The 12,551-nt window shown below is 70.6% G+C and carries 15 protein-coding genes; 2 read left to right on the forward strand and 13 right to left on the reverse strand.

Going from position 1 to position 12,551, the window contains the following annotated elements; all coding sequences use genetic code 11:
• Window position 1: 1 nt before the first annotated feature.
• From JNK30_RS12515 to JNK30_RS12565, 12 genes are all read right to left on the reverse strand, one after another.
• On the reverse strand, window positions 2-1,981 hold the full coding sequence (locus tag JNK30_RS12515; protein ID WP_293482574.1) for a conjugal transfer protein TraG: 1,980 nt from the start codon (window positions 1,979-1,981) through the stop codon (window positions 2-4).
• 10 nt (window positions 1,982-1,991) lie between these two features.
• Window positions 1,992-3,701: a DUF3363 domain-containing protein gene (locus tag JNK30_RS12520; RefSeq protein ID WP_293482575.1), complete on the reverse strand. Its 1,710-nt coding sequence runs from the start codon at window positions 3,699-3,701 to the stop codon at window positions 1,992-1,994.
• 232 nt (window positions 3,702-3,933) lie between these two features.
• Window positions 3,934-4,548 (reverse strand): lytic transglycosylase domain-containing protein, encoded by a 615-nt coding sequence (locus JNK30_RS12525; protein WP_293482576.1) that lies wholly within the window; start codon window positions 4,546-4,548, stop codon window positions 3,934-3,936.
• A 196-nt stretch (window positions 4,549-4,744) separates the two neighbouring features.
• A complete protein-coding gene (locus tag JNK30_RS12530; protein WP_293482577.1) occupies window positions 4,745-5,254 on the reverse strand; it encodes a S26 family signal peptidase in 510 nt (169 codons plus the stop codon).
• Window positions 5,251-5,760 (reverse strand): DUF2840 domain-containing protein, encoded by a 510-nt coding sequence (locus tag JNK30_RS12535; protein ID WP_293482578.1) that lies wholly within the window; start codon window positions 5,758-5,760, stop codon window positions 5,251-5,253. The genes JNK30_RS12530 and JNK30_RS12535 overlap by 4 nt, the downstream gene beginning before the upstream one ends.
• Before the next feature lie 12 nt (window positions 5,761-5,772).
• Window positions 5,773-6,042 (reverse strand): helix-turn-helix domain-containing protein, encoded by a 270-nt coding sequence (locus tag JNK30_RS12540; protein ID WP_293482579.1) that lies wholly within the window; start codon window positions 6,040-6,042, stop codon window positions 5,773-5,775.
• A gap of 125 nt (window positions 6,043-6,167) precedes the next feature.
• The gene (locus JNK30_RS12545; protein WP_293482580.1) at window positions 6,168-6,572 is read right to left on the reverse strand and encodes a DUF2285 domain-containing protein; all 405 of its coding nucleotides are present in this window, start codon (window positions 6,570-6,572) and stop codon (window positions 6,168-6,170) included.
• 115 nt (window positions 6,573-6,687) lie between these two features.
• Window positions 6,688-6,978, reverse strand: coding sequence for a DUF6499 domain-containing protein (locus JNK30_RS22990; RefSeq protein ID WP_367118747.1), 291 nt, complete (start codon window positions 6,976-6,978; stop codon window positions 6,688-6,690).
• A gap of 58 nt (window positions 6,979-7,036) precedes the next feature.
• Entirely contained in the window at window positions 7,037-7,294 is a 258-nt protein-coding gene (locus tag JNK30_RS12550) for a DUF2285 domain-containing protein (RefSeq protein WP_293482581.1), read from the reverse strand.
• A 9-nt stretch (window positions 7,295-7,303) separates the two neighbouring features.
• Entirely contained in the window at window positions 7,304-7,558 is a 255-nt protein-coding gene (locus tag JNK30_RS12555; RefSeq protein WP_293482582.1) for a helix-turn-helix domain-containing protein, read from the reverse strand.
• Window positions 7,559-7,644: 86 nt separating this feature from the next.
• A complete protein-coding gene (locus JNK30_RS12560; RefSeq protein ID WP_293482583.1) occupies window positions 7,645-8,556 on the reverse strand; it encodes a zincin-like metallopeptidase domain-containing protein in 912 nt (303 codons plus the stop codon).
• 65 nt (window positions 8,557-8,621) lie between these two features.
• The gene (locus tag JNK30_RS12565) at window positions 8,622-8,933 is read right to left on the reverse strand and encodes a DUF736 domain-containing protein (protein ID WP_293482584.1); all 312 of its coding nucleotides are present in this window, start codon (window positions 8,931-8,933) and stop codon (window positions 8,622-8,624) included.
• Between the two features lie 343 nt (window positions 8,934-9,276).
• Here JNK30_RS12565 and JNK30_RS12570 point away from each other — a divergent pair, with 343 nt between their 5' ends.
• Window positions 9,277-10,134: a DUF4238 domain-containing protein gene (locus JNK30_RS12570; protein ID WP_293482585.1), complete on the forward strand. Its 858-nt coding sequence runs from the start codon at window positions 9,277-9,279 to the stop codon at window positions 10,132-10,134.
• Between the two features lie 74 nt (window positions 10,135-10,208).
• Complete coding sequence (locus JNK30_RS12575) at window positions 10,209-10,358, forward strand: hypothetical protein (RefSeq protein ID WP_293482586.1); 150 nt, start codon at window positions 10,209-10,211, stop codon at window positions 10,356-10,358.
• A gap of 62 nt (window positions 10,359-10,420) precedes the next feature.
• On the opposite strand, the gene JNK30_RS12580 is transcribed toward JNK30_RS12575, so the two are convergent.
• Window positions 10,421-12,406, reverse strand: coding sequence for a ParB/Srx family N-terminal domain-containing protein (locus JNK30_RS12580; RefSeq protein ID WP_293482587.1), 1,986 nt, complete (start codon window positions 12,404-12,406; stop codon window positions 10,421-10,423).
• Between the last annotated feature and the right edge of the window lie 145 nt (window positions 12,407-12,551).

Here is a 12,551-nt window from a genome sequence, read left to right on the forward strand (position 1 = left end):
CTCAGAGCTCCAGGCCGTCGTCGGGATCGAGGGAAGCCTGACGCGCCACGCGGCGGAAGCGGGCCTGCTGCGCCTGGTCTTCGCCCGCGATCCCGTCGAACCCGTCGTCCTCGTCGTCCGGCTCCAGGAAGCTGAACTCCCGTGGGGGCGCAGGCGGCGTCTCGGCGTCCTCGAACAGCGGCGCAGGCTCCAGCCGCAAGCCCCCCTCCTCCGTCTCGCCGGCCGACGCGTGGCGCCGGGTCCGCATCGGCGGCGCCGGGATCGGGGCGCATGCGCTCCAGTCGTCCGCGACCTTAGGCGGTGACGCGCCTGGCCTGGCAACTCCCACGCGCCGACGCAGCTCGGCGTCCTCGAAGTAGCGGACCTTCTGCGCCCGGACCGGCGGCGCGCCCGAGACCATCACCAGTTCGTCGTTCGGCGGCAGTTGCATCATCTCGCCCGGCGTCAGCAGCGGCCGCGCGGTCTCCTGGCGCGACACCATCAGGTGGCCGAGCCACGGCGACAGCCGATGCCCCGCGTAGTTCTTCATCGCGCGCAGCTCGGTGGCGGTCCCCAGCGCGTCCGACACGCGCCTGGCGGTCCGCTCGTCATTGGTCGCGAAGCAGACCCGCACGTGGCAGTTGTCGAGGATGGCGTTGTTGGCGCCATAGGCCTTTTCGATCTGGTTCAGCGATTGGGCGATCAGGAAAGCCTTGAGGCCATAGCCGGCCATGAAGGCCAGCGCGCTCTCGAAGAAGTCGAGCCGCCCCAGCGCCGGGAACTCGTCCAGCATCAGCAGCGTGCGGTGCCGCCGGCCGCGGGCGGTCAGGTCCTCCGTCAGTCGCCGCCCGATCTGGTTGAGCACGAGGCGGATCAGCGGCTTGGTCCGGCTGATGTCGGAGGGCGGCACGACCAGATAAAGGGTCGAGGGCCGGTCACGGTCGACCAAGTCGGCGATCCGCCAGTCGCAGCGCCGGGTCACCTCGGCCACCACGGGATCGCGGTAAAGGCCCAGGAACGACATGGCCGTAGAGAGTACGCCTGAGCGTTCGTTCTCGCTCTTGTTCAGCAGCTCGCGGGCGGCGGAGGCGACCACGGGATGGGGGCCGTCGCCCAAGTGAGGCGTCGCCATCATCGCCCGCAAGGTCGCCTCGATCGGCCGACGCGGGTCCGACAGGAATGCGGCGACGCCCGCGAGGGTCTTGTCGGCCTCCGCGTAGAGGACGTGCAGGATCGCGCCGACCAGCAGGCTGTGGCTGGTCTTCTCCCAATGGGAGCGCCGCTCCAGAGCGCCCTCCGGGTCCACGAGGATGTCCGCCACGTTCTGGACGTCGCGCACCTCATTGGCGCCGCGGCGGACCTCAAGCAGCGGATTGTAGGCCGAGCTCTTCGGATTGGTCGGGTCGAAGAGCAGGACCCGGCCGATGCCGGCGCGGCAGGCCGAAGTCAGCTGCCAGTTCTCGCCCTTGATGTCGTGGACGATGGCCGAGCCGGGCCAGGTGAGCAGCGACGGGACGACGAGGCCGACGCCCTTGCCGCTGCGCGTGGGCGCGAAGCAGAGGACGTGTTCGGGCCCGTCGTGCCGCAGGTAGGCGCCGCGCCACTTGCCCAGCACCACGCCGTCGTCGCCCAGCAGGCCTGCGGCCGCCACCTCACGGGGCTTTGCCCAGCGCGCCGAGCCGTAGGTGGTCACGTCATGGCTTTCCCGCGCCCGCCACACCGACAGCGCCATCGAGGCGACGGCGGCGACGCCCGCGCCGCTGCAGGCGATGATCGCGCCTTCCAGGAAGACGCCGGGCGCGTAGGCGTCGTAGGCGAACCACCACCAGAAGAAGGCGGGCAGCGGATAAACCCGCCACCCGGCGACGACGGCCCACGGCGCCCCGAGCTGCGGCTGGAACCCCAGACGCCAGGCGGTCCATTCCGTGGCGGCCCAGACGCCGGCCAGGATCAGGACGAAGACGAGCGCCAGTTGCGCCCACATCACCTTGGTGCCAGTCATGGCGTCCTCCTCATCGGCCGAGCCCGCGTTTCGGCGCGAAATTCCAGGCGATCCCCTGCCCCGGCCGCATGACGCCCTCGATCCGTTGGCCCAGGTGGCGGTCCATGTCAGGCCGCCAGGGCACGAGGGTGAAGCCGAGCCCGTCCTCCAGCATCGCGAAGCGGCCTGAGGCCAAGTCGAGGCGCCGCGCATAGGTCCCGCTGACGGCGCCGTCGCCGGACACCGCCTGGCGCGTGCGTCCCGTCTCCTGCGCCAGCCGTTCGGCGACCCCGGCCAGTTCGTCGGCGCGCAGGGTCTCCAGCAGGTCGCGGGCGAAGATCCAGCGGGCGCCGGCGCGCCGCGCCAGGCCTCGTCCGGCCAGATGGTCGGCGCGCTGGGAGAGTGCGTCACGGACCTCGTCGGCGAACCCGCCCGATCCCAGGCTGTCCGGCCGCGTCCCGACCAGTTGCCGGTCCAGCCAGGTCGCGCCGTCGGCACGCACCTGGGCCTGGAGGTCCAGGTCCGATCGCACATGCAGGATCGTGCGCGATCGACGCTCTCCCCACGTCTGGCTCCGCACCTCCACCATGGCGCCGATCGGCGCATCCCCGGCGTGGTCCAGGTCGCCCAGACGCACGTGGTGCGGCCGACCATCGAGCCCCTCGATCACGGCGTAGGCGCTGCCGCGCAGTTCGTCGTCCAGACCTCGGGCCGAGAGACGTCCAACAACGCCGGCCTCGCCATCCAGAACCGCACGCGACAGATCCGGCTCGCCACGGCGGCTGAGCGCCTTGTGCAGCCGGGCGATGACGTCCTGCTGTTGGCCGAGGGCGCGGAGCGTCGGCTCGGCGTCCGGCGCGAGCCGCCAACGGCCGGGCCGCCGCTCGTCCGCGAGGCCCAGGCGTCCGAGCCTCTGCAGCCGCCCGACCCGACCGCTGTGGAGCGGATCGCGCCCCTCGCCCCGCCGGACGTCGACCAACCCCTCCTCGCCGATGCTGCGGGCCAGGCTGCGGTCGAGCGGTGTCCAGCGGTCGGCGTCGATCTGCGCCTGCAGCTGGCGCCGGATCTCGAGGTCCGTGCGCGGTCCGAGTTCGAGCTCCACGAGCTGGCCGGCCCGCGCCCGAAGTCCCGCCGCGATGTAGTCGCGCGAGATGACGAGGTCCGCGCCTTGGTCGGTGCGGCCGCGCACGAGGATGTGCAGGTGCGGATGGGCGGTGTTCCAGTGGTCGACCGCCACCCAGTCGAGCCGCGTGCCGAGGTCCGTCTCGGCCTGGCGCATCAGATCGCGGGTGTAGGCCTTCAGGTCGTGTAAGCGCTCGGCATCGTCGGGTGAGACGATGAAGCGGAAGTGGTGTCGGTCGCCCTGGCAGCGTTCGGCAAACGACGCGCCGTCCGCCTCGTCCCCCGCCGCGTCGAACAACCGGCCGCGGTCGCCCTCCTGGGTGACGCCCTCGCGCTGCAGGTATTGCAGATGGCGGAACAAGGGCGCGCGTCCCGGGCCGGCGCGCACGATCCTCGCCTTCACGACCGCACCGCGGGTGCTGCCGAACGGCGCGGCCGGCGCGGCCCGCAGGCTTGCAGCCCGACCCCGGCCGAACGTCGAGTTCCGGCTGCTCCCACGGCGCAGGAGGCCGCCGGCACGCTGCGCCGCGGCGAGCGCCTGGCCGACGAAGGTCTTGGTCCCGCCGGAGGGCCGCGAGCGGATCCGCCCGATCCGCAGCTGGAAGTCGTCCTCGCTCATGGCCGCGAGCGCCGCGAGGTGCGAAAAGCGGTGTGAGCCCAGGGACTTGCCCAAAGCCGCACCTCGCGACCTGCCGACGCAGCTCGCGCGAAGTCACTGAAATCGTTGTCCTTCCCCACCCCCAGACCGGGCCGCACCTCGCGGCTTTTATCCTGCCATCGGTCCATCTTTCGGGGGATCACCGCCGAACCTGCGACAGAGCATCCTAAGGCGCGATGGGTGGCGCACAGGATCATGGCGCCCGCCGCCCCTCGCCGAGCCTAACGAACAGCCCGGAGTCGCCCGCTGTGGATGGGGAGTTTGCAATCCCCGAGGGCTCCGTCGATGGATTGCGAACTGAGGCCCCGAGGCTCACGAAGATCGTCGGCCGAGGCGCTTCAGGCGCCGGCGCCAACACGCTGCCGATCGCGTCTCCCGTCACCGACGGCGACAGCTTGGCGACGTAGGCCCGGGTCGCCAAGGGGAGCGGCCTGCCGTCTGTGACGTGCTGCAGATACCAGGCCGGACCCGCATTGTAGGCCGCGAGGAAGCCCGGCGCGCCGAAACGGTCGTACATCTCCCGCAGGTACGCCGCGCCGGCCATGACGTTGTCGCGCGGTTGATAAGGGTCTGCGCCCAGGCCGTAGCGGACCCGCAGGTCTGCGTAGGTCCCGGGCATGACCTGCATCAGCCCCATCGCGCCCGCAGGACTGAGCGCGCTTGGCTGGTAGGCGCTCTCCACCCCCATCACCGCGTGAATCCAGCGCTCGGGGATCTCGAACCGGCGCGACGCCTCGGCAACCAGGATACGCCAGTCGACGCCGCCCCGGCCTGCGCCCTGCGCGGCGGCCGGCGTGACCAGGGACAACGTCAGGAGAACCCCTGCCCCAACACGCGGCCAGCGTGCCGTCGTGCTCGCGGCCGTCCAGGGCAAGGCGCTGGCGCGCCGGCCTGACGGCCGCCTTGGACCGCCGCTCCGCGCGTCGGCGCGATGAGAGGTGGTCGGGACGAAGGCGCGGCCGTCATTCTTTGTTCGATCGAACAAAGGCGCTGCACAAAGAGGATCAAGGAACATCGCGGGAGTCTCCGAAGAGCCAGAGCGGATCGGCTCGAGCCACGACGGTGCGTCGCGGCAGGGCGCCGAAGTAGCGGCCGTCCAGCGAGCCGGCGGCCGGGTTGAGGACGAAGACCTCGTCGGCCGTGAGCGCATGGCAGCCTGTCCAGACGGGCAGTGGGCGACCGAACCGGTCGCGGGTTTCCGCCATCGCGATGAGCGCGCCATCGCGCGTGACATGGCCGCCGTGACGGCAGATGACGCTCGGCGACAGCGCCGCCACCCGCTTCAGGAGGAGCGCCCCGTCCGGCACGAACCCCGACGCATCGAGCCAGGCGGCGAGGCGCCGCGGCGGACGCAGGGCGACCAGGTCGCCGACCGCCAAGGCGCCAGGGTCGTGCAAGACATAGAAGCCGATCGGCGCACTGGCCGTGGTGTTCCACAGCAGGCGCGGCGGCGCCGGGACGAACAAGGCCGCGACGGCGACCGGAGCGATCCAGAGGCTCCAGGGCGGGCTCATGGCGCACCCAGCTCGCAGCGCTGCCGCCACGCGCGATGGCGCAGCGGTGTGTAGGGCTCGGGCTCTGCGCGCGCGCTCAGCCGGTTATGGACCTGCCGCCAATGGTCGGGCGCGACCTCCCTCGCCTCGAGCTCGAGCCGCTCGATGGCGTCGATCGCGGCGAGCACGCGCTGGACCCGCGGCCAGCCGGCGATGCGAAGCAGCAAGCGCCCGCCGGGGTGCACGCCGGGCGTGGTGGCGTACGCCGAACCGGCGTCGACGGTCTGCACGATGACGATCCGTGACGCGACGGTCCCGCGGTCGCCGGCCTGCCAGCGGACGAAGGCGAAGACGCTGCCGGGCGCGAAGCCCAGTCGGCGTCGGCGTCGGTCCAGGATGTGTTCGGCGACCGGCGCGCCGAAGCGGATCCAGTGTTCGATCCGGCCCTCGTACCAGACGAGGTCGACCCAGGTGAGATCGCCACGGTCCGCTCCGACGCCGCCGCTCAGCGGCGCGTGCGGGGACATGGAATATCTCCGTCAGCGCGCCGCGAAGGTGCGAGCCTCGCCCATCGGGCGGGCCGGATGGACGGTATCGTGGCCTGGGTCGTCGGTCGCGCGGCGGACGCCGCGATGGGCCCACGCCTGCAGGTCGGAGACCGAATAGATCACCCGGCCGCCGATCTTCGAGTAGGTCGGCCCCGTGCCGTAGGTGCGGTGTTTCTCCAGCGTGCGGCCGGAGATGCCGAGGAAGCGGGCCGCTTCCGGCGTGCGCAGGTAGCGCGGAGGGATGGGCGTCGGTTCGACCATGGCGTCGGGCTCCAGGGGGTCTTGCGGAAGCGGTCGGCCAGGACCGCGGACACCTGGACACCGTGGCGAAGGGCGCTGGCGTAGGGGGATGGCGGAAACGCGCGCGCGCGAATTCGCCACCCCGATCAGTCGGGCGGACGCCGCAGCAAGCGCCGGTAGTCGCCATCGACGAAGGCCTGGCCGGCGCGCACCAGGCGGATCGCCGAGTCCCGCAGGGACGAGGTCCGCCAGCACTCGCTGGCGACGCGGGCCGCGCCATAGAGCCGTTCCGCGAGCGTTCGATAGCTGGCGCCGGACTCGTGCTGGTCCAGCGCCCAAAGGCTCGCCTGCGCGCGCTTCAGACGCGCGTCGAACCGCAACGGCGTCGCGCGCCCGGTGCTGACGAAGCGCCAGAACTGCAGCACCGCGCTGGTGTCCCCGACGGTCGAAGCGCCGAGCGGAACAACGCACGCCACCGCACCGCCGCGCGGGATGGGCGTCGGCATCCAGAGCCGGTGCTGCGACTTAGGCGCGGTCAACAGCCCGTGCACGCCGTCGTCTCCCGTCTGCTCCCGATAGCCGGCGCGCCAGCGCTCGGGTTCGTAGCGGAAGCTCGTCGGGGCGCCCTCGCCTGCGGGCGTCAGGACGACCGTGCGCGGATCAACATCAGGCCGCCAGTAGACCGGCTGGCGGTCTGCGGCGAGTGTCGGGTCGGCGGCGAAAGCTCAGCCCCCAGCGGGCCCACGGCGCCGGTCCGGCGCACGCGGGGCCGCCGGAGGCTGACTCCAGGGCTTTGGCGAAGTCAGCGCGATAGTCGGGATTGCGCCGCAGGAACTCCCACGCGAGATCGGTCGCGGAACAGCCCTTCAGGGCCTCGTAGCGTTCGTCTGAACGCCACGTTTCGGTACTCACGGCGCGCCTCCCTCGTCGAGCACGCGCCCCCACAGCGAGGCTCATTAACGAATCAGAACATCGGGTACGCAAGCCGAAAGTTGACCCTGCGTCAGGCCAAGCTTCAGTTCTTACGAAGTAAGTCCGCGTAGCCGCCGTCGCGCATCCATTTGGCCCGCGCCAGATGGCTGGAATGCATCACCTGCGCCCGCTCGAAGTCCCGGCCCGGGTCGACGCCCAGCACCAAGCTTGCCACCTCTCGCCAGTCGGCGCCGGCTTCATCGGCGTCCAGCAGACGCAGATAGGTGACCGCGTGGTCGCGGTCGTAATCCGTCAGGCTGCTCTCCTGCGGCGCGCGGATGCGAAACTCGGGACCGCCCATCGCGCGACCTTAAGCTCGCCTCTGAGGCGACCCAAGAAGCCGCAGGTTGCGTTGCTCAATCGCTCGCGAAAAGGACGCCGGGCGCGACGTCCAGCGCCTGGGCGAGGCGTTCGATGACGTCCACGAGGCAGCGTACTCCTCGCGCTCCAGGGAGCTGAGATAGTTGGCGGTGATGTCGGCACGCGCGGCAAGCTCCTCCTGAGACAGGCTCTGGGCCTGACGCAACCGGCGTAAGTTCCGGGCGAGGAGCGCTCGCAGACTCATGTCTGCGAGGCGACCGCCCGCGGCGCCGGCGCTCCACCAAGTATACTTGGAATTCAGGCGCCGGCGCGACGGGCGATGGGCGGCCGTCAGGCCGCCCGCGCCTCGACGGGCTGCAGCTGGTGCAGGAAATCGCAGGCCCGCTGCGCGTGCGCGGCGGCCGAGAAGATGAAGCGTCGATCGTTCTGCAACACCTGCAGCCAGTTCTCGATGTAGGCCGTGTGGTCCTCGCGCGGAGTCAGTTCGAGCCCTAAGTCCGCGCACAGAAATGCCGCGCCGAGTTCGGCGACGAGTTCCTCCTGTGCGTAGCCGCCGTCGCCCCAGCGCTTGCGGCCGAAGTCACGGTCGAGACGGCCGGGATGGCGCGTCCAGTGCGTGCATTCGTGCGCGAGCGTGGCGTAGTAGCTCTCGGCGTCGGCGAAGCAAGGGAACGGCGGCAGCTGCACATAGTCGGCCTCAAGCGCGTAGTAGGCGTGCGTTCCGCCATGGCGGATGTCGGCGCGCGTGGCGGCGAAGAACCGCTCGGCCTGGTCGACCCGCGCCTCGACTGAAAGCTGCGGTCCTTCGGTCGCGTGGAAGTGTCCTGGCAGGCCGTCGATCTGCTCGACATTGAACACGGTGTAGGCCTTCAGGAACGGGATCTCGCGCTCCACATCGTGACCCGAAGGGTCGGTCTCGGTGCGAGTAAATCGGTTGGCGTAGACAACCGTGGCGCCATGCTCGCCCTTGCGGACGGCGGCCCCCAGCGCGAGCGCCTGGCGGAAGGTCATCCAGATCGGTGCGGCATAGCCCTTGGCCACGGCTTCGGCCCAGAGCAGGACCACGTTGATGCCGCTGTAAGGCTGGCCCGTCGCGCGCAGTGGGCGGCTGATGCGTCCGGCCAGGTGCTCGGCGGACCACGGCTTGGTCCAGGGGCGGACGCCGCGCTTCAGGTCGGCGACGATCTGGTTGGTGACGCGGGTGTAGAGATCGGGACGTGTTTCGGTGCGGGCGCGCGACATGGCGGGCTCCATCGCTTCAGGGTTTGGGGGAGCGCCGCCCCGGAGGACCGGGGCGGCTCGCGGCGTCAGTCGGCGGTGCGGCTGCGCGACCAGATCAGGCTGTAGCCATCGTCCGCATCGACGAGGCTGGCGTAGATCGGGGCCGGGAAGCTGGGGTCGTCGAGCTTCACGGAGAGGTAGTCGCGGTTCTCGCGGGAGGTCTTCTTCCAGGCGGCGCCGAACTCGGTCTGGCCGGCGAAGATGCGGAAGTCGGGGGCCTTGTCGTTGTCCGTTTCGGAGGGCCGGAACTGGGCCTTGGTGACGTTGAGGCTGAGGGTCTTGATGGCGCCCGCGTAGGAGCCGTCGTCTTGCTTGTGGAAGGTGCCGATGGTGGCCATTGGAGGGTCTCCGGATCTTCCGAGCCCGCGCCCATCGCGGTCTCGATGACGATCGGAGAAGGCGGGGCCGGGGCCGCCCCTCAGCCGCAGGCCCGCAGCGCGAGCGGAGGACCCGGCGCCGCGGGTTTCTTGCCTCGCGAGGAATGAGGCGCAGCCTCAGGGGAAGAAAGCCGCGGCGGCGGGTTGAGGGGCGGACCGGGCTCGCCCAGATCGGCCAGACGAGAGACCGTGTGCGCGGGGTCTGCAGCCCCCGAGAGACCCGCATGGCGCCGCCACAGCCCCCCGAGCGCGGCGGAACCCTGCCGGGCGCGATATCATCGGGCCAGATTCGTCACGGACCCGGATGCGCAACCGCCCTGCCCCGAAACGACACCATGCCGTGCCCGAGATGCTGCAGAAGCGCTTCGTCGACGGCGAGGGCTGCCTCCATGCCTTCGACCGACGACGCGCGGATGGCGCGGTGTTCCGGACCCGGCCGGCGAACCTCTTCGTCCACGGCCACCTCTACCGTCGCACCGAGGCGGATGGCGCCACCGATACGGTCGCCGAGGCGTGGTTCTCCGACCTGGAGTCCGCGACCGATCCGATTATCGAGAAGATCGTGACCGCCGCCCGCCAGGGGCGAAAGCCGGCCCTGACGCCGGTCGAGTTCGAGACCTGGCTGATGTTCTTCTTCATGCAGTGGAAGCGCGTCCCGGACCTGCACCTGACGACGGTGACAGACGCGGAGGTCGAAGAGACGTTCGACGAGCTCATCGCGGAGCTCCGGCAGAAGCATCCACATCGGGCGGCGGAGATCGACAAGGTGAACACGCCGCAGAACCGTCGGCGCATGGCGCAGAACGCGCGCGTCGACGCGCTTCTCAGAGGCGGCGACGAACCGCTGACCCTGCTGCGGTTGCGGGGACTGGGGGTCGCCAAGGTGACGGCCCGCGGCAAGTCGTTCGTCGTCTCGAGCCGTCCGGTGGTGAAGTTGACCCACCCTGGACGCACCCATCTGCTCGATCCAAGCTGCGAGATGTGGCTGGCCGTGGCGCCGGACGTCATCGTGGGCCTTGGCCCCGGCCCCGGCGAGGAGAAGCTCGTCGGGATCGGCGATCCGGCTGTGATCCGCGACTACAACGAGGCCTGCGTCAATCAGAGCACGGTCTTCGCCAGCGCCAGTGCGCCTCTGGTCCGCTCGCTCGCCAAGCCGCGCTGACAGGCCTTGGGGCGCCGGTTGCTCGAGTCGTGACGGCATCATTCCGGTCGGTCACCAACCGAAAGGAAACACCCATGCCCCTGCCCGCTCTATCTGCCGACGACCTGCTGCGCCATCTCGCCGACGTCCATACCGAGGCCGAACTTCGCGCGCGGCTGTCGGAGCTTTCCGACCCGGAGAACACGCGCTCTCCGGGGCTTCCAGCCGGGGACACGTCCGAATAGCGGACAAGCGAAGGCCCGCGCGGGTGAACCCGCGCGGGTCAGGTCTCTGAAGGCGCTTGGCGTTATTCTGCGGCGATGGCCGTCACGTCGGGCTCGGCCTCAGCTTTCGGCTCCGGCCTTGGCGTCCGCAGCAAGGCGGGCAGCCACCGGGTGGGCGCGAGAGACGTCTCGGCCGCCTCGGCCATGTCGGGCTTCTTGAGCCCGTCCAGCCGTTGGACGGCCTCGCCGCCGACCGCTTCGGTCACCGCATCCACGATCTTCGCCTTGGTCACGCGACCGAGGTAGCTCGCGACCGTGGGCGTCCAGGTGGTCCGCATGTCCAGGTCCGCCGCCTGCGCCAGGGCATCAGCATGCGCCCAGGCGGCAGGCTTGCGGTCCAAGGGGTTATGCACCGCATTGATCCCGAGGCTCACGCAGTGGGCCAGCAGGTCCAGCAGGTCGCCGCTGCCCAGCCCGAAGACATAGGCCCAGGCGTCCTCCGCCTCTTGGGGCAGGCGCGTCGCCCAGGCGTCGTGCCGTTCGCCGATCCGCCGCCCCGCCGGGCTCTCGCTGACACCGGGCGCGTGGCCGTCGAGGAAGGCCGACACCAGCTTCACGTCCACGCAGGAGGCCTGCGCATAGGGCGGATAGAAGGTCTTCACCGCCAAGGCATGGACCAGGGCGACCAGAGCGAGGTTTGGGTCGGCGCCCACCGCGTCTCGCAGGCCGATGGTGCGGTAGGCCGTCAGGTCCAACACCAGCCGTTCCGACAGCGGAGCGCCTTCGTCCTCTACCGGTTCACTCACGTCGCCGGGACCGGAGGGCTGTGCGTCGCCAGCTTCCGAGGCCACAGGACTTGCGCCCTCGCCGTCGTCCTCGTCGTCCGCCTCCGGCTCCGGCGCTTCGTCCTCGGGCCGGATCAGGCCGCGCTCGATGCGGGCCGCGCCATCGTGGCCGAGAACCACCAGCACACCGCCGCGTGACACGTCGTCGGGATCGTAGGCGTAGGTGTCCCCGAGCGCGGCAAGCTCTTCCTCCAGCTTGGCGAACTGGGCCTCCACGTCGGGCGGCAGGTCTTCGGTGGCCTCCCACTGCGCGTTCAGGTCCTCCAGTTCGTCGCTGAGCGCGGACTTGCGCGCAGCGTCCTCCTCGGAGCGCTCCACGAAGTTCGGGTAGACCCGCCGGAAGCCGTGGCCGTGCGGGTACTCCAGGGCGGGCTCGGCCCACTTCCAGCCCTCGGCCTCGCGAAGCTCGGCCGCCTCGCGGTCCAGCTTCTCCAGGGCCAGCCGGTCCAGCAGCCCCACATCCTCCAGCCAGCCGCCGCCGTCCTCGGTGAAGAGGTCACGCAGGATCGTGCCGCCCGCCTCGGCGTAGGCCTCGATGCCCACGAACACGGCCCGACGATCCGCCGCCGGAACCTTGGCCTCGGTCATGGCCCGGCGGATCAACTGCGGCGAACGGTTCCACGACAGCTGTTCATAGACCTGCTCCTGGCGGGCATGATCCTCGGTCACCGCGAAGGCCATCAGTTGGTCGAGGGTGAGCGTCCCCTCGCGGTAGAGCGCCATCAGCTTGGGCGCCACAGCGCCCAGCCGTAGCCGCTGGCGCACCACGTGCGCCGACACCCCAAACCGGGCGGCGATCTCCTCCGCCCCGAAGCCCTGATCCTCGGCCAGCTTGCGGAAGGCCTCGAACTGGTCGGCGGGGTGCATGTCTGTGCGGGTGACGTTCTCGTCCAGGCTGATCTCGTGCGGGTCATTGGCGGTGTCCACGACGCAGCGCACCGGCTCGGTCTTGCGGATTTCCTTGCGCTTGGCGCGCAGCAGCAGCGCCAGACGCCGCCCCTCGCCGATGGTGACGAGGTAGCAGCCGGTAGGCCCGCCCTCCCCGTCCACCTCTGGCTCCACCACAGGCGCCTGCAAGAGGCCCTTGGCGGCGATGGATGCGGCCAGCGCCTCGATGGCGGCCTCACCGTGCGGGGTCCGCCGCGCATTCTTCGGCGACTTCTTGAGCTTGTTGAGGGGGATGTCGAGCACCGAACCGGACTCGATCACGGTCACTGCGTTCATGGTCTAGCTCCTTGGAGGCAGGTTGCAGGCGCACGCCGCGCCTGCAGCCTTGCCCGTCGGCGAGACCGGGTGTGCAAGCGGAGGGGCGGCTTCGCGGGGAACCGGCTGCAGGGCCCCTTCAAGGCCCTGCCCCTATGCCGCCCTG

The sequence above is a fragment of the Phenylobacterium sp. genome, assembly GCF_016793225.1.
Taxonomy (GTDB): Bacteria; Pseudomonadota; Alphaproteobacteria; order Caulobacterales; family Caulobacteraceae; genus Phenylobacterium.